This is a genomic window from Microbacterium sp. BE35, assembly GCF_031457705.1.
Lineage (GTDB): Bacteria > Actinomycetota > Actinomycetes > Actinomycetales > Microbacteriaceae > Microbacterium > Microbacterium trichothecenolyticum.
Genome location: NZ_JAVDXD010000001.1, coordinates 1,080,529 through 1,099,819, shown reverse-complemented (window position 1 = coordinate 1,099,819; position 19,291 = coordinate 1,080,529). Strand labels below are relative to the sequence as shown.

General features: G+C 64.7%; 16 protein-coding genes. 4 read left to right on the top strand and 12 right to left on the bottom strand.

Annotation, left to right across the window (positions count from 1 at the left end):
- Positions 1-23: 23 nt before the first annotated feature.
- The gene (locus tag J2Y46_RS04845) at positions 24-314 is read left to right on the top strand and encodes a helix-turn-helix transcriptional regulator (protein WP_310240611.1); all 291 of its coding nucleotides are present in this window, start codon (positions 24-26) and stop codon (positions 312-314) included.
- Between the two features lie 501 nt (positions 315-815).
- On the opposite strand, the gene J2Y46_RS04840 is transcribed toward J2Y46_RS04845, so the two are convergent.
- The 5 genes from J2Y46_RS04840 to J2Y46_RS04820 form a co-directional block, all read right to left on the bottom strand.
- Positions 816-1,634: a metallophosphoesterase gene (locus J2Y46_RS04840; RefSeq protein ID WP_310240610.1), complete on the bottom strand. Its 819-nt coding sequence runs from the start codon at positions 1,632-1,634 to the stop codon at positions 816-818.
- 1,127 nt (positions 1,635-2,761) lie between these two features.
- Entirely contained in the window at positions 2,762-3,448 is a 687-nt protein-coding gene (locus J2Y46_RS04835; protein ID WP_310240608.1) for a hypothetical protein, read from the bottom strand.
- 239 nt (positions 3,449-3,687) lie between these two features.
- Positions 3,688-5,343 (bottom strand): ADP-ribosylglycohydrolase family protein, encoded by a 1,656-nt coding sequence (locus tag J2Y46_RS04830; protein WP_310240606.1) that lies wholly within the window; start codon positions 5,341-5,343, stop codon positions 3,688-3,690.
- A 45-nt stretch (positions 5,344-5,388) separates the two neighbouring features.
- The gene (locus J2Y46_RS04825) at positions 5,389-6,051 is read right to left on the bottom strand and encodes a DarT ssDNA thymidine ADP-ribosyltransferase family protein (protein ID WP_310240605.1); all 663 of its coding nucleotides are present in this window, start codon (positions 6,049-6,051) and stop codon (positions 5,389-5,391) included.
- Positions 6,048-7,424 (bottom strand): 3'-5' exonuclease, encoded by a 1,377-nt coding sequence (locus J2Y46_RS04820; protein WP_310240604.1) that lies wholly within the window; start codon positions 7,422-7,424, stop codon positions 6,048-6,050. The genes J2Y46_RS04825 and J2Y46_RS04820 overlap by 4 nt, the downstream gene beginning before the upstream one ends.
- Positions 7,425-7,604: 180 nt before the next feature.
- Between J2Y46_RS04820 and J2Y46_RS04815 the strand changes: the two genes are divergently transcribed.
- Together J2Y46_RS04815 and J2Y46_RS04810 are read left to right on the top strand one after the other, a co-directional pair.
- The gene (locus J2Y46_RS04815) at positions 7,605-7,772 is read left to right on the top strand and encodes a hypothetical protein (RefSeq protein ID WP_310240601.1); all 168 of its coding nucleotides are present in this window, start codon (positions 7,605-7,607) and stop codon (positions 7,770-7,772) included.
- Between the two features lie 207 nt (positions 7,773-7,979).
- The gene (locus tag J2Y46_RS04810; protein WP_310240600.1) at positions 7,980-9,257 is read left to right on the top strand and encodes an NYN domain-containing protein; all 1,278 of its coding nucleotides are present in this window, start codon (positions 7,980-7,982) and stop codon (positions 9,255-9,257) included.
- Between the two features lie 271 nt (positions 9,258-9,528).
- Here J2Y46_RS04810 and J2Y46_RS04805 read toward each other — a convergent pair whose 3' ends face one another.
- The gene (locus J2Y46_RS04805; RefSeq protein ID WP_310240598.1) at positions 9,529-10,455 is read right to left on the bottom strand and encodes an amidase domain-containing protein; all 927 of its coding nucleotides are present in this window, start codon (positions 10,453-10,455) and stop codon (positions 9,529-9,531) included.
- Between the two features lie 309 nt (positions 10,456-10,764).
- Here J2Y46_RS04805 and J2Y46_RS04800 point away from each other — a divergent pair, with 309 nt between their 5' ends.
- On the top strand, positions 10,765-11,658 hold the full coding sequence (locus J2Y46_RS04800) for a hypothetical protein (protein ID WP_310240596.1): 894 nt from the start codon (positions 10,765-10,767) through the stop codon (positions 11,656-11,658).
- Between the two features lie 18 nt (positions 11,659-11,676).
- On the opposite strand, the gene J2Y46_RS04795 is transcribed toward J2Y46_RS04800, so the two are convergent.
- The 6 genes from J2Y46_RS04795 to J2Y46_RS04770 form a co-directional block, all read right to left on the bottom strand.
- Positions 11,677-12,675, bottom strand: a complete 999-nt coding sequence (locus J2Y46_RS04795; RefSeq protein ID WP_310240594.1) for a hypothetical protein — start codon at positions 12,673-12,675, stop codon at positions 11,677-11,679.
- Between the two features lie 333 nt (positions 12,676-13,008).
- A complete protein-coding gene (locus J2Y46_RS04790) occupies positions 13,009-14,184 on the bottom strand; it encodes a diadenylate cyclase (RefSeq protein ID WP_310240592.1) in 1,176 nt (391 codons plus the stop codon).
- Positions 14,181-16,337: a dCTP deaminase gene (gene dcd, locus J2Y46_RS04785; protein WP_310240591.1), complete on the bottom strand. Its 2,157-nt coding sequence runs from the start codon at positions 16,335-16,337 to the stop codon at positions 14,181-14,183. Before dcd ends, J2Y46_RS04790 begins: the two co-directional genes overlap by 4 nt.
- Positions 16,334-16,774: a hypothetical protein gene (locus tag J2Y46_RS04780; RefSeq protein WP_310240590.1), complete on the bottom strand. Its 441-nt coding sequence runs from the start codon at positions 16,772-16,774 to the stop codon at positions 16,334-16,336. The genes dcd and J2Y46_RS04780 overlap by 4 nt, the downstream gene beginning before the upstream one ends.
- A gap of 562 nt (positions 16,775-17,336) precedes the next feature.
- The gene (gene moeB / locus J2Y46_RS04775; protein WP_310240588.1) at positions 17,337-18,521 is read right to left on the bottom strand and encodes a molybdopterin-synthase adenylyltransferase MoeB; all 1,185 of its coding nucleotides are present in this window, start codon (positions 18,519-18,521) and stop codon (positions 17,337-17,339) included.
- Positions 18,518-19,291, bottom strand: coding sequence for a thiazole synthase (locus J2Y46_RS04770; protein ID WP_310240585.1), 774 nt, complete (start codon positions 19,289-19,291; stop codon positions 18,518-18,520). Before J2Y46_RS04770 ends, moeB begins: the two co-directional genes overlap by 4 nt.

Below are 19,291 nucleotides of genomic sequence, written 5' to 3'. Positions count from 1 at the left end.
TATTTATTTGATAAGATTGATCGATGGTGGGACGCGCAAGGCGGGAAGACTTCGCTATGTTTGAGCGGTCACACCAGCTCCGCGAACTTCTCAAGAAGCAACGCACAGAAGTGTTAAAGATTTCACGTGCAGAGCTCGCTCGACGGTCGCGGGTGTCCGCGTCGAACATCCAGGCCATCGAGGATGGTCGCACCCTCGACCCTGGGCTGTTCACCGTGGTGCAGCTCGCGGTCGCGATGCATTTGGACCTGAGCGCAGTGATGAGGTCCCTCGACGGTCCGCTGCCGCCGGTGCCGCTGCACCCCCACGGATAATCCGACATCTCTCCTCCTTCTGAGCTCCTATGCGCGCCGGCCCGAGGAATGGCCTAGCGCGGCGGGAGGTGACGTTCGTCGTCGGCGGCGGCCCACTCTTCCCACCACCAGGGACAGTCGCCGTCGTGGGCCTCGGCATCGCACGCGTGCGGGTCACGTGTGTGTGGGAGTCCGTGCGCGCATCGCACAAGGGCAGTAGGTCCAGGCTCAGGATCTGACCCGCCCGCAGGGGTGATGTTCTTGGCGGCACGCGGGGACCGACCGCGCCCTACGACCTCAGCGGTGTGCTCCCAGTTGACTCGCTCGCACGCCGCGAGGAGGTCGCGGAGCGCACGATCCAGACTGCTGAATCCGGAGTAGTAGTGGAAGTCATCGAACTGGTCCGGCGGCGTCTCGTCCAGCGCGTCCAGTACACGACGGGCCCGCCGCACCGCACGTCCGATCTGCAGCGCACCCTCCCGCTGCCGTTCCGCGTCGCCGACCCGCCTGCCGGCCATCGCGTCACACTCGCCAGCCGCGAATCGCGGCGAGAGAGAGGGGCTCGTAGGTGAGCGTCGCCAGGTCGAGCACGAGGGCATTGCCCGCCATGGTGTCCCTGTTCACGGCCACGATGCGTCGACCGTCGGGGAGTTCACGCTCCCCGTAGACGTGAAGGTGACCGTGGGCGTGCAAATGGGGGCGCACCGCGTCCCGGACGCGTTCGACACGTTCTCGGGACGCTCGGGAGGCCTCCAACGCCGATTGTGGGAACTGGTGCGGGTTCGCTGCGATGACCCGCTCCGCTTCCGGGACCGTGGTGAGCCCGCACTCGTGGGTCAGCATGAGATCCGCGTCGCCGCCAGCGATCGCCTCCTCCACCATCGCGTTGGTAATCGCCTCGTCCGGGAACCAGTCGGAGCCTTCGGTGCGCAGATGCTTGTCGAGGGAAGCCGCACCCCCGAGGGACAGAACCGTCCGGCCGCCCACCGTAAACCGGGCGGGTCTCGGCAGCAACCAGACGACGTCGCTGACCCGGATCGCAAGGTGCGGCGCTTCGGCTTGCGCTGCGCTAACCGCGCCCCAGGATTCGTGATTGCCCAGGGTGCACAGAACCAGTTCGATCCCCGCTTTGCTCGCCCAGTAGTCGACAGGGCTGGTGCCGCGCACAGGGAAGCCGAACCCGTAATCACCCAATTGCAGAACTGTCGTCACCTGCGAGTCGTGGCGGCGCATCGCGGGAAAGAGCGTCTGTACCCAACCCGAGTTACCGTGAAGGTCACCTAGGGCCCAGGCCCGAGGATCCGGGAGGTCGAACGTCTCAGCCGTCTCGAGGACGCGCATGACACACCTCCCAAGCTTCAGATCGTGTCATGACCATATTTATCCGGTCGGATTGAGATGGTCAACCCATTGCGGACACGATGTCTGGGCCGTCACAGGCACACATCGCGACCGCCTTGAACGGTGACGGAAATCGCGCCCGAGAGCTCCAGCGACTGCCTCAACGGCTCGATCCGACCCGAAATGGCCAAGGAAAGCCAAGGTCGGCCAAGGTGACCTTGGCTGGAGTTTGCCCAGTGTTTTCAAGGGAAAACGACCTCCAGCCAAGGTGGCCAAGTAGTAGTTGTATTCCATGAGAAGAAAAAGTAAGTAGTAGAGAAAGGGGGGTTTAGCTTTGCTCCCCTCTCTATATATAGCTATTCCGCACTTGGCCGACTTGGCTGGAGGTGCTTTTTACCCGCCTGGCCTGGGCTTTGCTGCGTTTTCGGGCTTGGCTTGAGCTTGGCAGGCTGCCCGATTGCACGGATCCGTGAAGCCCGTATTTGGACCCTGATCTGGCATTTTCACCTTCAAACCTTGAAACCCTGGCTTGGCAGCACCGGGAAGCATCGATGTGCCGCAGGGTAAGAGGCGTGCAACAGTCCCCCGCCACCCATCTCGCACTCGCGGCACCTGCCGCGGAGGTGCACGCAGGCCCCCGTCCTGGGCGATGCGCGTCTACGCGCACCTTTGCCTCGCTTCACTCCAACGCTCTGCGAGTCATCCTCCAGGTGGCGTTCTTTCTCGCACTGGGACACTGGTTGGGCAAAGCGTCGGCGCTCGTCGCCGAACTACGTCATGCGAACGCCGCCGGACGGCCCGCGTCGCGAACGGTGGTCGTGCTCGATAACGCTCGAGAAGCGGATACGGACCTTGGAACCACGCGCATCCCCGCCAGCCATCGCGCGGTGCTTCCCGTCAGCCTTTTGTCAGACCCGGTCGGCGCCCTCAGCAACAAGAACCCCAGCCCCTGCGTTCATACTCGGCAGGACCAGATCGGAGCCGACATTGTTGCTGCGCCGGGCACCACGGACCACAAGGAACGTCGCTTCCACGAAGCTTCGAGGATCCAACACCAGGGCAACGGCCTCTTCATCGTTTTCGGCGCCGACATGACCCGATCGTCGGCGACACCAACTCGAGGTGTCTCAGTCGGCCTCGGCCGAGCGGGCGGCATACGAGTGTGCGCCCAGAAGATAGCGGCGGTATTCGTCGTGCTGCTCATTCGCTTCGGCGTAATTACGTTCAAGCCGTCTCGACTCCCGCGGCGACGGCGGCGCGAAGGAAGCGCGACTGCTCTCGCTCAGGTAGAGCACGAGGGGACGAAGTATGTCGCTGTTCACGTCCGAGTTGGGGACCACGATGCTGTGCCGCGTGGTGTCGCCGGGTGTGTCACTGGTCGCGTACCGGTGCCCCCGCGCATTGCCTTGGTCCCACGGCCAGCGAACATGCGCCCACTCCGCCAGCTCCTGAGGCTGTGCCAAAGCCCACCCTCGCGTCAGATCCGCCGTGCTCAACAGCCGCCAGCCATCCGGGTCCGCGGCCCGCGGAACCTCTATCGCCTCGAGGGTTTCGAGAGGCGAATACCAGCCGGCGTAGAACTCTGCCGCCGTCCAGAACGCAACGATCTCCTCTCCGGGCTCGAACAAGTCCAGTGCCTGCGCAGTGAGATCGTCGTACTTCGCCCGCACCTTCGCAAGCGGCCGAGCAGAGTTCTGGATAGGGGCTTGGTCGAAGTGCCCGTCGTCGATCGCCCGGGACTGCAGTGAAACCGCTCGCCCATCAGCGAGATGATTTGACGTCGCCGCGCGCGTCGGGTGTTGACGGTGCTCCACCAGACGCGGACGATCTCCGCGACGAGGAACAGCACGAGGCCGACGACAAGCGGCGCCCACACATCGGCGACTAGGTCTGACATGTCGCGGAGTCGAGGCGACATGCGATTGCCCATCGTGCTCGACGCTCTGCGTCACAGACAGCGGGAGCCACCGTGCAGGCTGGCGATTAACCAGCTAATTCTGCCGCGAGTTGCCCTGGCGACAGGGGTGCGATCTAGCGGGCTAACTGGCGCGGCTCACTGCTCGCGCAGCAAGGTGAACAGCGTGCCGGCGAGCACCGCCAATTGATCGCGGGTACCTGAGCGGGCAACCACTCGAAGCGCACGGCCGATGGCCGCGTCATCCTCCAGCCCCTCACGTTGAAGCTCGGACAGCACGTCTTCGACGCGGACACGAGACGAATCGTGTCGTGGTCGTGTGGCAACGGGATGATGCACAAGTGCGTCATCGAACAGTACTTCCTGCTGCGGCGCTCGCTTCGCGCTGGCGGAGTCTGATGGGCGACTCTGCCAAACGTCCCTGTCAGAGGGAACGTTGCCGGTGGGCAGCTCTCGCAGGTCGAGTCGGTGCTTCACCAGGAACGACGCTCCGATGCTGCTCTGCATCCACGACCATGCTGCATCTCGCGAGCCGGTCGGAGGGGTCATCGGCTCCAGCCAGCCGATACCCGCAAGCGCGACCCGGTCCCCACGAAGACCCACAGCATCCAGCTGCGACTGCGGTGGTTTCCAGCGCAACGTGTCCGGGTAGGGAAACGTCCGCGACTTCTCGTGCGCGGCGATCGCGGAAAGGCGGGCGGCTTCGGCACGCAGATAGGTCTCGTCTTGGATCGCACCCGGCGGCTCTGACGGTATCGCCGCGGCGATGGTGCAGGCGGCGACGGTCGCAATCGTGTCGGTGTCGGTGCCGAGCGCGCCCGCTGCCAGCAGAGTCGCTTCGAGCGGCCGGTTCTCGAACGCTGCGGCGAGGGCCATCGCCGCGGTGACCGTGGCAGTACCGCTGCCCAGCGTCTTCTTTTCGGTCAGCCCCATCCGTTCGGCCATCGTCCGATAGGCGTGGGCGGGGATGACGCCCGGCTCGCGCACCTCGGCCACGAATGCGGCCCCACTTTCGAGCAATTTGGAGCATTCCTGCACCGCTTCTTCCCAGGCGTCAGCGAACGAGCGGCGCTCCTGCCGCTCCCAGGACGGAACCCAGATGGTGTGCAGGTCGGTGTCATCGGAGAAGAACTGCACAGCCCGGCTGGTGGCGTGCAACAAAGCCCGCCAGTCAGATACCGCAGCGGTACGCCGCTGCCGGAATGCGAACGCCAGACCGACGGCGTGAAGTACCGCCCCAACCAGCGCGCGGGGATGGCCGTGGGTGACGACCGCGTCGCGAAGCACGGGAACGATGTACGTGTCATCGTTTCCGGCCGCCCAGACGTGTGGCTGGATTCGCATTGCTGCGCCGTTGCCGCCAGACTGTGTCCAGCCGTCGTAGTAGTTCGTATGCCAAGTGGCATTCGCTTTGGCCATGCCGGACGCTGCCGCCCGGGACGCCCTCCCACCGCCGAGGGCGTAGGCAGGCCAGACCGTAAGTTCGATGCGGGCGAATGCTTCTACATCGAAGCCTTGTCCGGAAATGGAGCGGGCGACCGCGAGCCGCAGCTGGGTGTCGTCGGAGTACGTGCCCGCGGGAAGACGAGCCTGCACCCCGTACTGTCCGCCTACTCGACGCTTCCACTCGATCGTGGTGTGGAGCCCCTCGCCGCCGGTACGGCGTTGCAGCCCTTGCTCGTCGGTGAGCTCGGTGATGAAGCCGACGGCGTCGGCCCAGGCCCCCCACAGCATGGAGGACGTCACCTGATCCCTGTACGTGAACGGAGCGGGCGCCATCGATGCGTCAGTCACGACTGTCGTCCCCACAGTGCACAACGGTACCCGTGGTGGCGGACGTCATTGAAATACCTCGGGGCGGCAGGCGACAGGAATGGTCGAGAGGTCCACTGGGGAGGAGTCGGCGATGGCGGCGACGATTCCCGCGACCGCGTCGGTCAGCTCAGGCTCCGGCACGTAGACGGCGCGCGCGTAGCTCAAGTCCACGGCCACCGGGTACAGCACCTCCGCCTGCGCGTCAGTGGTCAGGTTGGTCGGCAACGAGGACGGCCGATGCTTCACCGAGCCGTACTTTCCCCACACGAGGGTGTCGGCGAACAGGGCTTCGAAGCCCTCGACGCCTTGCGCCCGTTTGGTGGCGGGGTAGACGTTGTTGCCGGTGCAGAAGTACACGTCGGGGTGGTCGAGGATCTCGACGTCGAACGCGACGCACGCCCACCAGACTCCGTCATCGACATGCCACCGCTTCGAGATGCCGAGGAAGCTGGCGTTGACGCGGCTGATGGACAGGTTGACCCAGTTCGTCCATGCCGCGTCCCGAGAGCGGTCGGGTGAGTTGAGCACTTTGACGTTCTCGAGGTACTGATCCGCGTTCAGCCCGTCGCGGCTGTACACCTTGCCCTGCGCGAGGATCCCGATCAGCCCGCGGCTAGTGGTGAAATGGAGCAGTTCGGTGACACCGCGCTCCCGTGCCCGCACCGCCGGAGTCAGCACGCTGTTCATACCGTCACCGGGCGAAAAGTTCCCGCCGCGAGGTAGCTGATCAGCTTCGACGCTTCTCCCGGCTTGTATCCGATGGTGACTGTTTTGCGCGCCCTGCCGACACCCATCGCCAGAAGGCGGCGCAGACTGTCCAGGTCGGTGTCGTCCTCGTCAGTGCCGTGCGGGGTGACTTGGCCGTTGATCCCGAGGATCACGACGTGGTCGAATTCCAGTCCTTTCGCGGAGTGCAGCGTGCAGACCGCGACGGACTCGTCGCCGCCCGGCCACACGCTCTGACGGGTCAGGTCGACCCACTCCACGCCGGCACCGCTGAGCGCGGTCTTGAGTGTGTCGCTCCACGCGCCTTGCCGGAACTGCAGGAACGCGACGGATTCGGTCGCCAGGTCCGCGTTGTCAACGACGTTCCTTAGCGCCCAGCGTACCTGCCCGTTGTAGCGCCCTTTGAGCACGACCGGCTTCGAACCGGATCGGGTCGCCGCACTCAGGTCGGGCAGGGCACCGTCCGCGCTGAGCGGCAACCCCGCCATCAGTGGACGGGCGAACGCCGCGATCTCCTGTGTGTTGCGGTAGTTCGCCTTGAGCGGTCGGACCACCGGCTCCACGCCGATCTCCTTCCAGGTGAACCCCTTCTTGTAGATCTGCTGGGCTGCGTCGATGATGAACGTCACCGAGGTGTCCTCGTCGATGTGGGCGAGCACGGCGCGCAGCTCGTTTGCGGAGAAGTCCTGTGTCTCGTCGACGACGATCACGTCCCACACTTCGTCGGTCGCCGCAGTCGCCGCTGCGACCGCCAGGTCATTCCAGTCCGCCATATTGTTGGCGTGCTTCGCCGACTGGTACGGCCGCACCACCTCATCGAGCAGGCGGACTCTTGTGGCGTCGTCCATCCGAGGAGACGCGCCTCGCCCATCCCGACGGGATCCGACATACGAGTCGATGTCGTCGTCACGGAACCGGCCGAGCAGGTAGTTGACCTCGTCGCAGAGGAAGTCGGTGTCTCCGGGAAACGCGGCACAGAGCGATCGGAGCACGACGGCAGCCGCATCAGGATTCAGCGGGAACGCCTCTGACACCAGCGACTTCGCCCATTTGCTGATGGTGGTCACCGAGAGCTCGAGATGTTCGTCCTCGGCAACCTGCTCTTCCGCGAGTGCACGCACGTACCCTTCCAGCGTTCTGTTGAAGGTGAGAACCAGGACACGCACCGGCCGGTCGCTGCCCATGCGGGCGCGCCTCGTCAGCCGGGTCGAACACAGTTGCCGCAACCGCATGAGCGCCGTGGTCGTCTTGCCGCTACCCGCGGCACCCCGAATCACCATCACACCCGGCTGGTTGTCGTTCAGAAGCGGCAGCTGCTCAGGTGTCAGCTGCACGGCAGGAAGCAACCTCACAACGTCACGCCCCCATCGTCGAGACCCCGCGCACCGTCTCCCCCGACGGGACGCTCTGCTCATCCTGTCAGAGCGCCGGGTTGCGACAGGCCCTGGCGACACCGCTCAAAAGCGTGAACGTGGGTGCGCCTCGCCGGCGCCCGGACCGCGCATAGGGGTGTCATGACGATGAAGGGAACCGTGATGGACAAGACGATCGGTTGGTACGCCGGGTATCTGCTGGCGCTCGCACACCGTGGGGAGACGGTGCTGGTGGCGGAGGACCGCGCGATCCTCAACGAAGCGTCCGTGCTGCTGCAGCGATTGCATGCCGAACGCCCGCCATGCTGAACGCCGGTTTCCCGGCTCGATTTCACTCAAATGAGTGAACGCAGATGGTGGATACTGGGCCGGCCGAACCGCGACGAGACGGCGACTCGGGGGCGGATGTTCGGACGGTACCACCACCCCCGGACTCCCAATCAATGCGGACGCAACAAGCCACCGCACCCGCGAATCGCGGGGGTTGAGCCGAGCTGACCGGCAGGATGTGTGGTTATGACTCAAGTCGATGCGATATCCGCACCCGTTCGGCGTCTTCGTTCGGCGATGTTTGTCGACTTCGACAACGTGTACCTCGGGCTGCAGCGCCTTGACCTCGCCGCCGCCAAGTCGTTCGCGGAAGACCCCGGTCGTTGGGTCGCCACCCTGACACATGGCGCTGACAGTGACGGTCCGTTCACCAGACGATTCCTGGTGCGCAAGTGCTACCTCAACCCGGCAGCGTTCTCGCGGTACCGGCCCAACTTCACGCGGGCGGGGTTTCAAGTGGTGGACTGCCCATCGCTGACCCAGCAAGGGAAGTCCAGCGCGGACATCAGCCTTGTCTTGGATGCCGTCGACGCGCTGGGCGCCTCCACCAGGTTTGATGAATTCGTGTTCCTCTCAGCGGATGCGGATTTCACCCCGCTGATCACCCGGTGTCGAGCAGCAGACCGGCAGGTCACCGTCATCACGCCCGGGCCGGCCGCGGCCGCCTACCGAGCCGTCGCAGACCATGTGATGACGGCAGACAGCTTCATCGAACTGCTGGCACCGGTATCCGAGACACCTCGGGCCTCACGTGCAGCATCCGCCCACACCGGGTCGATCGCGCGACGCGGAACCGAATCGGATGTTGCGGCAACCGCTGTGCGTCAGCTCCTCGACACCACAGACAAGCCGGTCGTCCTCGCCACCGCGGCGTCGGCGGCATCGCGCACGGACCCCGAGCTGAGTGGGTCGGCGTGGGATGGTGCCGGCTCGTTCACCAACTGGGTTCAGCGGACGCTTCCCGAGCTCGTCATTCACACGCGTGCTCCGGGTTACGTATGGGATCCCACGCGCTTCACGGAAGCGGATCTCCCACCACGCGAACATCGCATGTCGGACTTCACCGGGCTGCAGCTACAGGTAGAAAGCATCACCGAGATCCCCGCATTGGAGACGGCCGAGTACAGGCTGCTCCTTGAACAGCTCGCCTTTGACTTGGCCTTGTCCCCGTTCAATCGAACCGACACGTCGAAGCGGGTGCGCGATGAGTGCGCCAAGCAAGGTGGTCCTGTCGGACGCGCAGCAATCAACTTCGTGATCAACGGTCTCCTGCTCGCGGGGACTGACCTGAATGGCAAGCCGGTGGCAGACGAGTTGGCCCAAGTCTGGACGGAGAATGTCCTCGGCCTGTGCCGGGGTGCACGGATGGAACTCAGTGATGACGAGCTCGGGGAGGTAGCTGAATGGGTCAGCGGCGGGCTGATTGGTCCAACTGCCGTTGAACTGGACACGAAGGTACGTTGAATCTGGCCCGCGGCGGGCGGGCGTTGATCCGGACTTCCGGACGCGTCACCCCTTCCGTCGGCGGTACCGGCGCATCGCTACCATTCGATCTCCGCGTCTTCGTCGGAGGTATGGCGTGCCACACCTTGTCGATGTGTCGCTGCGGGTCGTCCCACCAGCGCGAGTAGCGGCGGTCGGACGGCATCAGGGGCGATCGGCCTTAGCGTCGCCGGCTGACATGGGTGATGCCCCCGGTCGCGGACCGGGGGCATCACAGCCGTGCTGCGCCAGCTCAGTGTCGGATGCGCATGATGTACGCGTACACCAACTTCTTGGTGGAAGTGATCAGCTTCTGCTCTGATGTGTACTGCCAGCGCTGGTCCAGGACGTTGTTCGTCTGACCGGTGATCACAGGCGCCCCATCGACGAACCCGGTGATCATGACGACGTGATCGACAGCGCCGTCAGCCTTGCCGTTCGGATCCCAGTCGTAGAAGATCAGGTCGCCGACCTTGGCGTTCGGGATGACCGCCGTGTTGATGTCGACCTGCTCGATGACCCCCATGCCGGAGTCGACCAGTTCGTTCTTGAGGTAGTCAGCGGTGGTCGCCGCCTTAGTGGGGCCAGGGATCTCCTTCTTCTTGGCCAGCTTGAAGATTGCGATCGACGAATCCGTCCAGTTGCCGGTCTTGGAGAGTCCTCCGGCCCACAGCGCGTGGGAGATGAACCAGGTGCAGTTTGACCCGTACTTGATGGGGAACGAGTTGTAGTTTCCGCGCGCCCACTCCTGCGCGGACTGCGGCGTGTAACCGCTGACCGCCGCGATCTGGTCGGACGTCCATGTCGGCAGCTTGGGCGCGTCACACCGCGGCACGCCGGGCGTAAACCCGTTCACGCCGGTGTCGATGAAGGCGTTCGGTAGGTACGTGCCCTGAGGCGTGCGGGCCCAGATGCTCGAGGTGGTGACCGCGCTCGTCACCGACGCACCTTCGGTCTCGCAGGCGATGGTGATGCGCGTGCCGTCAGCAAGCGCAGCGCCGACACGGTTGGTAGTGAGCAGTTCCGGTGTCGAACGTGGGTAGATGCCCTTCACCGTCCAACTGATCCGGTACGTCGGATCAGCATGAGCGGCGGGAGCGAGCAGGGTTGTACTGGCGACGACGGCCAGCGCGGCGGCGACGGCTGTGTAGCGACGCACGCGGAGCGGTTGCAGGTTCATCGAGGAGCGCCTTTCACTGGGGATGCTGACGAGACATCTCAATCCTGTTCGCGCCGCACGACCCGCCCAACCTGACTTCAGAGAAGATGGTGCAGAAATAGCCGCGGTGAAAGAACGTGGAGGTCAGTGTTGCTAGATATGCGCCGTTTCGCATCATCTTGCGCGAATCAATGTTAGATATATCTCATGAAATGCCCCGTATGCGATGCGCCGACTAGGGTAGAACGCACGCTGTCTGAGCATCCGATACCGGCATCGGTGACAAGATCTCGCCGCTGTGAAGGCCTGGGGAAGCACCAGTTCGAGACCGTGGAACTGGAGCCCCTCCAGCTCGAAGACATCGGAGTGCGTGACTCGCGGACGAGCAGGATTCAGCCTTTCAGCGTCGTGCAACTCAGGCGCAGTCTGCGCCGTTCACTGATGGCAGGCCACACCACGACGAGCACGATGTTGATCGACGACGTCATCAACGGCGTCAGCGCGAACTTGCTCCGCAATTATGGGAAAGGGCATCGCCCGCTCCGGGCCAACGAGCGCCTGAAGTTCCCGCAGCTTCGGGTCGCGGTGCTCGACTCTGCCATCGCCGACATGATCGAAGTGGAGCTGGACCGGGACGAGACGCGGATCCAACGGGTGCTCTACGCTCTGTCGACCCGCGGTCGACAAGATGTCCCCACAGCCCCTCCGTCACGCGCAGGGTGGTCGAACGCCGCCCATTTCATGGTGTGGCTGCGCAGAGCGTTTCCGACCTTGGATGCGCCGTACTCGACGAGCGTGCAGCAGACTCGTGTCTTCCGGTGGTCGCCACCGATGACAACCCACCATCCCGTCACCGTGCTGAAGAAGAACAACCGAGAGCCCGCGAAGTTCTCTTACGGACAGTTCCTCAAGAGTATTCAGTACGCCCTCGACGGCAGATCCAATGCAGAGGCGACCGCCGATATGGTGGCGAAGTTTGTGCTCGATAACCTCAGCGGGCAGACCACGGTGCACTCCTCGCAGCTTGCGGTCGGGATCCTGTCATGTCTGCGACAGGTCGATGACATCGCCTATTTGCGCTGTGTGGTTGTCGTGAAGAACCTGCGCAGCGTGACTCTAATCGCCGAAGAAGCGCACGGCCTGATGCGCACCCCGTCTCCTCGCCTACTGTTTGAACAGCCGCACCCGCGGACGGTGGAGACCGGAGAGCCGATGGTGTCATAGGTTCTGGACCGAAGCGGCCTACTCGGCCTCGGCCGGTTCCTCCGCCGGAGTGATCGCGCCGAGCGCCGTCGACGCGGTGACGACAAAGGGGTTGAATTGATCATCCCAACGCTGGAAGGTCTGCTCCCACCAGAACCACGCGAACAGGAACAGTGCGACGGCTTCTCCAATCAACACGACAGGCGCTTCGCCAAACAGGTCCCAGTTGAACTTCCGCGCGACGAACACGAACACCAAGAACAGCAAGTCAGCGCCCATCGCGATCGCCACAAAACGGTAGACGCCCTTCTGCCAGCCCGTCGGAGGCGTCTCATCGGGTTCGGGAGGCCGCCAGCCGTAAATGATCGGGACGGCCGCAAAGGAGCCGAAGAACAGCAGGACTGCGGCGAAATGGACGGTGTCTACCGGCCAGAACCGAAACGGGAAGCCATCACCCACCTCCGGCAGGAACGCAAGAGCTGCCAGCCCCACCGCGGTGATTACGGCCACCCAGCTCACCACCCGATGCGCGGTGCTTGTCGCGACGTGCTTGCGCTTACGTATGAAATACAGCGTGACGACCACCATGATGACCGCGACAACGTACGTCGCGACCGTCGCCCGCAGACTGGCGAGCTCCGCCGTGGGGATGCAGTTTGTGGCCACGCACGTCATGCGGTCCCGTTCCACCTTCTCAGCAGGAGGTTCAAGGCCTGTCGGGATGATTGCGATCAATGGTGCAAAGATCGCGGCGATGTCGAGGAACGTGCTCGGTCGGCGCCGCCCGGACAATGCGAGCAGCGCCAGGGAAGCGGCGACCAGCACACTTACGAAGATCAGCCGCACCGGCGTGTAGAAGTAGTGGCTGATCGATGGCAGCACCTGCCAGTCGAGATCGAGCGGATCCCATGACGCGACAATTACGCCCACGAACAGGGTCGCTATCAAGAACACCAGCGACAGGCGCAAGTACCGGTGGGTTTTCAAGGCCGACGACACAATGTCGTCGGACTCTGTGATCGGCGCTGCTCCGGTCATGACGGTGCCCCCGCATCCCCAACTTGGCCACAAGCGTCGAGACTTCGTGCTCACCCCAGTCAGAACACCTGGCCGCGATGGTACTCCTCAGACCATTCGCGGGCTACGGGTGTTCACGGATGACCTGCGCTACTCGGGAGCGGGCCCACTGGCGGGTGACCTCTCGTGCGAGCGTCCCCTGCCGCCATGGTCCGGTCAGCGACCCGAACAGCTCGTCGATCCCCTCGATGCGTCTGGCGACTCGATACGCAGCCCTGCAGTTGACGGTGTCCAGCCGGCCGTGCATGTGCGTCGAGTCGACGCAGCCAGCGGTCGACCTGCGGCGACCCGCGTTCACCACCACGGCTTCTTTACGATGAGCTCGTGGAATGACGCCGCCGTAGTCAGTAGGTCCGCGCCACACACCTCGCAGGCGACGACGACTGCGGCCGTCTCGGTGTCCTGCCCGAACTCTCGCAACTCCAGGGTGGCCTTACAGGTGTCGCAGGTAAGGTCGGCGGTTCGGGTGTCCAGCTTGTCCCGCTGTCCGGGAACGACCTGCACCGGATCCGGGCGTTCAGGTGTGGCGGTCGAGCTGAGTTGCGCGAACTTACGACCATCGGAGAACAGGCTCACCGGACCGTCGGCGCTGACCACGAGCACGACGTACTCCGGGTAGTCGTACGAGAACCATTGTGCCGACGCGTGCCGGCTGCCGCCTTCCGTGCGAAGTAGCGCGGTGGCGTCATCTGACGCCTTCAGCTTCACTTGGGTCTGCGTCACCGCACCATCCGGACCGAACACACAGGCGCCGTCGACGACACGCAGGAACGTGCGCAGCATGTTCCTATCATCGGGTGACATCGCGGACAGGTGGAACGGCGGTTCGGCACCCTGACGGTACCCTTCCGCGCTATAGGGGCCCCCGGGCCGCACAGGAATGACCAAGGTTGCGCCAATACCTCTCGGCGAAAGCTGATGAACCGCGAACTCAACCAAGGTCACGACTAGCTCGAACGTGTCCCCGTGCAGCCTCAGCCCGAGCCTGAGGTCGATGGCACGCTGTCGCGCGATCGGCCGTCGCCGCCACGTGAACAGTTCGTTGACCCAGATCTCCTCGGGAAAGACGACCGTGATCGTGCCCGCGTCGTGACGCTGGACGATGACAGCTTGCTGACTCATGGCGAGGGAGACGGCATCGATCTCATCCTCGAGCTGCGTCATGACGATCGCCAGGCCCTGCGGGTTAGTGAGGTCGCGGACCACGAATGTACTGATTCCGTCCGCGAGTGCGCGGACGTCAGCGGCAGCGACGCCTTCCCGCGGGACCTTTGTCTCCACGTCTTCCAGGCCACCGGCGCGGATGATTGCGCCATACGTAGGCCGGATGCCTTCGTGGACGTGTACGTATCTTGCGCTGACCAGCTCGTCAAGAAGCACCCCGCCAAGCTCGCCGGCTGGGAGCGACAGTCCCACGTCGAGGAGCTCCTGCTCCATTCGGGCGATGCGCTTCGCCCGCTCGTCACTCACCTCTCGTCCTTGCGCTGGGAGGATTCGCGCCTGCGCTTCTCGGCTGCCTCTTCCCGCTGCATATACGCGTGCCGCGCTCGATGCTCGTGCTGGTTGGTGAACGCGGTGCGAACCCTCGCCTGGTCCGCGTACGCCGCACCGGGTTTGGCGCCGTATGGGCGGGCGATCCCGGCAACCGGGAAGAACGCCAGCTGGCCGACACGGATGCCCGGGTACATGACCATCGGAAGCCGGCCGGTGTTCTGCAACTCAAGGGTCAGGAAGCCTTTGAACCCGGCATCGACCATGCCAGCGGTCGCGTGGACCTGCAAGCCGAGTCGTGCCCAGGTGGACCGACCCTCCAGTAGCCCCCAGAGGTCGTTCGGCAACGACAGGTACTCCAAGCTGAGCGCGAGAAGCAACTCGCCCGGGTGCAGGACGAGACCGTGGGGGTCGTCCGCTGCAAGCCGGTACTCGTCTACGCTCCGGTTGAGCAGGTCAGTGGCCTGAGCCTGGTCATCGCTGGGATCGAGGCTACGGAACCGACTCGTTCGCAGCATTTCCCATTCGGTTCCGAGTCTGAGGTCGATCGTTGTTCCGCCAACCTGGTCCGGATCAACGATGGGACGAACGACGAGACGTTGCCGGTGCTTCGCGGGAAGATTCAGTCGTCGCACCAGCTGCACGTCGGACAGCGGAGCCGACTCGACCGCGCTGATCGGAACATCAGGCTCGTCCGCTTCCTTCGACTCCGCCTCCAGCGGGGAGGACTGTACAACGTCCGGCTCCGCTGACGACGACTCCGACTCGGCGATGTGAGCGCGCTCTGCGATGTCGGCGTCGTTCTCCAGCAGCCACCGGTGCACCGCCGCGGCCTGCAATGATCGGGACAAGCGGACATCCTCCGCCTCCAGTGCCGCCATCTCCTTCTCTAGCTGCTCATCGGTCACCGGGTCTATGAGGCGCGTCAGCATCGACTCCTCGTCCTGGTCCAACTCCTGCTGCCATGCGGCTTCCAGGATCTCGGCATCCGTGAGCGGGTCTTCGACGATAGCGTTGAAGAGGTCGACCACTTCCTGCTTCGTCAACAAGCCGGCGGCGGCCTGCTCGAACACCTCGGGCGGTGGAGTGATGCCGCGAGGAATGGAGGGAATCGGATCCCCGTTCCTCAGCAAGGTCCGCGCTCGTGCGATTCGTGCGCTGGAGTCCTGCTCGTCGGGGGCAGGAACGATCTCGCCCACTATGCTGCTGAGGGTTTGAAGTGCGTCGGGATCGAACAGCTCTTCCGGCTCGTTCGTGTCCATGTCGACACGGGTGCCGTCGAGGTGCCATTCCGCTGGCAGAGCGTCGGCGACGTCCGCACCGTAGCTGAGCTCTGTCAGTCGCTGCTGCACGGTCGGGCCGCCCTGCTTGAAATGCTTCCCGATGCGAAGCAAGTAGCCTTCCCTGGCCATGGCTACCGCATAGGTCGCACCGGTCGCGCGTTCCGCGATCCGGTCCGCTTGCAGTTCGCTGAGCGCATCGTCCAACTCCTCAACGCCATGCCTCTTCAACGCTTCAGCCCGGAGGGTGTCGCTGCTGTGACCGCCGGGCGAGATGTGATGACCGAGCTCGTGCACGAGGAGCGGCCACCTCAGTGGCGACGCGATCTCGCTATACGGAATCAGGATGCCGGCGGTGGCGAAGTCATCTGCGTCGGTTTGAACGCGCGTGGAGGACGATTCCCACACCATGTGTGAGCTGGGGTAGATCGCGATGGCCTCCCGGTGAGTTGGAGAGACCAGTGACAATCCAACCGACCGGAAGAGAAAATGTCGTAAGTCGTCCGGGACCGTGGTGCGGCCACTGATGTACGGGTATGCCGTCGAGTGCGCCTGCCGGAGGGACTGGTACCCCTCCTCAGCTGCCTTAACAAGGTACGTGCGGAAGGGGCTCGGCCAGGGTGCACCCGGGGCCTTTGCCACCATGGCATGACCACCTTCGATGATCCCCGCCACATTCTCGACGTACTTTTCAAGCCGATCGCGCGTCACCGCGATCAACCAATCGAGGATGCGCCGTTCGCTCTCGGTCGCCGAACTCGCGATTCGTTCAAGGAGCGATAGCAACCGGACAAATCGTGCACGAATGTCCAGTGCGCCCGATGCGATGAGGCGCTGCGACGTGAGTTTCACGCGTCGATACTGGCATGCCCCGCATTCAAAGCCTGAGAAGCGAAACGCTCGGAAACACGGTTGAGCCGCAGTGCCAAGTCTGTGAACACGCGATCGTCAACCGACGAATCGGACAACGCGTGCTCCACCGCGTCGGCCAGGTCTCGAGCCCCGCCGACATCATGGACAGCCTCGTTCACGACTCGGACCGGTATCAACGCGCGGAACGGCTCACGACGTCCGTTACTGGTCTGCTCATCAACCTGACGAAGCTCCTCCACGAAGCCCTTTGCGGACTTCACCAGTCGAGGAACCTCCGCCTGGGAAACCCCATCCGCGAGCACCGCCAGCAGGAAAGCCGTCCTCGACGCGTCGCCTGCAAGATCATTCGAGTACTTGGCACTCTCGATGGCTAGAGCTCGTTCGTTGTGACTTGTGATGTTCAACACCATCGTCATTGAGCCGCTCATCCTTCCGTCCTCCATGTGGACTGTATTGCCAGCCACCGACACGGGACACCCGCACCCCCAGGAACCCGCCACCACCGACACTACGGGCACCCCGGCTGGTTTCTCGGCAGCCACGTCGGTCTACATAGGATGTACGCGGCCGACGCCTGAGTGTAACGGTCGGACGTTCACCTGCTCCAGGGGTTCGGTGGTTTCGTTGAACCGGCACGCTCGGACCGAGTTGGACGCCCCCCGATTGCGGCATGATTCGACATGCACTCTCACGATCGCGCACAAATGTGACGCTCAAGTTCATTCGAAAGGATGAAATCAACCCCGGGACGCCAACGTGGCGAGGAATGGTCCGCCCCTGACGGCCAGCCCCAACCGTCGGGCAGGACCTTGTGGAGCCTGGACTGAATCGGTGTCTCTGTTGCAGTGCAGGCAGAAGTCTCTTGCCGCGACCGTGTGGTTCGGACACATGCCACCGCCCAGCTCGATTGCGGCGACCGTGCCGTCGTTGCCCGCAGCACACTCCCGCGCGGCCTCGACATATTCGTGGGGGTGAAAGTTACCCCACACGGTTCGATCGGTGCTTCGAGGACCATCGAACGTATCCTCCGCTGAGCACGCGAACGTCTGCGTGCCCGGCGGCGAGCAGCAGCTCAGCGGCAGCACGAGCCCGCGGTCCCGCCTTGCAGTAAACGATCACCGGGCGTTCGCCGGGCAAGTGCAGGGCGCGTGGCCCCTCGCTCCTGATCCCACTGAGCGGCGCGGAACGCGAGCCGGAGATGTGGCCCGCCGCGTATTCGTCGGGCTCGCGGACGTCGAGCAGCTCGAATACCGCCCTACCTGCGGAGCGTTCGCGGAGCGACTCGGTCAGCTCGTCCACGGTGATAACAGCGGCCGGGCTGGTCGCCCCGGCGTCGAGCCCGCACAGTTCCGGAAGACCGTCGAGGACTGTCACCGGCGGCCGACTGGCGTCGGACCGCACGATCAGTTCGCGCCAGGTGGCGTTGGCGACATCGAAGAGGGAGAGCCGGCCGAGCAAGGGGCGCCCTGCACCTGTGATCAGTTTGATCGCCTCGGCCGCCATCATCGATCCCGCGACGCCGCAGAGGGCTCCGAGCACGCCCGCTTCCCCGCAGGAGGGCGCGTCGTCGGGAGGGGGTGCGTCGGGGTAGAGATCGCGGTAGGTGGGTCCGTGGGTGCTCCAGAACACGCTCACCTGAGCCTCGAACCTGAGGATCGAGCCCCAGACGCACGGCTTCCCCGTGATCGCGGCGGCATCGGAGACGAGGTAGCGGGTGGCGAAGTTGTCGGCGCCGTCGATGATGAGGTCGTACTCCTCGAACAGCGCCACCGCAGTCGTTGCCGTCAGTCGCACCGGGTGGGCGCGGACGTGCACGAGCGGGTTGATCGCGCCGAGGGCATCGCGCGCCGAGTCGACCTTGAGGCGGCCGATGTCGGCCACGCCGTGCACGGTCTGGCGCTGCAGGTTGCTGGCCTCGACCCGGTCGTCGTCCATGATCCCGAGGGTGCCGACGCCGGCCGCGGCGAGGTAGAGGAGGATCGGGGATCCGAGACCGCCGGCGCCGATGACCAGCACGCGTGCGTTCTTCAGCCGCCGCTGCCCGATCTCGCCGATCTCGGGCAGCAGGATGTGGCGGGAGTACCGGTCGATCTCGTCGGGATCGAGCCCGGTCGCCGGCGCCACGAGCGGCGGCAGGGCGGCGGAGGGTCGCGTGGTGGTCATAGGTCCGGCCGCCCTTCCATGGTCGAGGAGGCTTGGGCGGTGGTGCGTCGGGGGATGCGGCCCGACAGGTGGGCGAGACGGCCGGCGATCACCGCGTGCTTGAAGGCGGCGGCCATCCCGACGGGGTCCTGCGCGCGGGTGACGGCAGTGGCCAGCAGTACGGCGTCGCAGCCGAGCTCCATCGCGAGAGCGGCGTCGGAGGCGGTGCCGATTCCGGCGTCGAGCACGACGGGAACACTCGCCCGGTCGACGATCAGCGAGATGTTGTGGGGGTTGAGGATGCCGAGCCCGGTGCCGATCGGTGCCCCGAGGGGCATGACCGCGGCGGCGCCGAGCTCTTCGAGCCGCAGCGCCAGTGCCGGGTCGTCGTTGGTGTACGCGAACACGACGAACCCACGCGCCACGAGCTGCTCCGTGGCCAAGGCGAGTTCGGCGCCGTCCGGCAGCAGGGTGTCTTCGTCGGCGATCACCTCGAGCTTGATCCAGTTGGTCGACAGCGCTTCCCGCGCGAGTTCGGCGGTCAGCACCGCCTCCCGCGCGGTGAGGCATCCGGCGGTGTTGGGGAGGAGGCGGATGCCTTCGTCGGCGAGCAAGCCGAATAGGGATCCGGTGGTCGATGGGTCGTGACGCCGCATGGCGACGGTGGTGAGCTCGGTGCCGGAGGCCCGCAGTGCGTCGCCGAGTCCGGTGTAGCTCGAGGCTCCGCCGGTTCCCATGATCAGGCGTGAGGCGAGGTCGACGCCATCGATGTGCAGGAGGTCCGTGGTCAT

Coding starts and splice junctions, on each gene's coding strand:
- J2Y46_RS04845 (WP_310240611.1), top strand. CDS start 24: ATGGTGGGACGCGCAAGGCGGGAAGACTTCGCTATGTTTGAGCGGTCA.
- J2Y46_RS04840 (WP_310240610.1), bottom strand. CDS start 1,634: ATGCGCGTCCTCGAGACGGCTGAGACGTTCGACCTCCCGGATCCTCGG.
- J2Y46_RS04825 (WP_310240605.1), bottom strand. CDS start 6,051: ATGAACAGCGTGCTGACTCCGGCGGTGCGGGCACGGGAGCGCGGTGTC.
- J2Y46_RS04815 (WP_310240601.1), top strand. CDS start 7,605: ATGACGATGAAGGGAACCGTGATGGACAAGACGATCGGTTGGTACGCC.
- J2Y46_RS04810 (WP_310240600.1), top strand. CDS start 7,980: ATGACTCAAGTCGATGCGATATCCGCACCCGTTCGGCGTCTTCGTTCG.
- J2Y46_RS04805 (WP_310240598.1), bottom strand. CDS start 10,455: ATGAACCTGCAACCGCTCCGCGTGCGTCGCTACACAGCCGTCGCCGCC.
- J2Y46_RS04795 (WP_310240594.1), bottom strand. CDS start 12,675: ATGACCGGAGCAGCGCCGATCACAGAGTCCGACGACATTGTGTCGTCG.
- J2Y46_RS04780 (WP_310240590.1), bottom strand. CDS start 16,774: ATGACGATGGTGTTGAACATCACAAGTCACAACGAACGAGCTCTAGCC.
- moeB (WP_310240588.1), bottom strand. CDS start 18,521: ATGACCACCACGCGACCCTCCGCCGCCCTGCCGCCGCTCGTGGCGCCG.
- J2Y46_RS04770 (WP_310240585.1), bottom strand. CDS start 19,291: ATGACCACGGACCTCCTGCACATCGATGGCGTCGACCTCGCCTCACGC.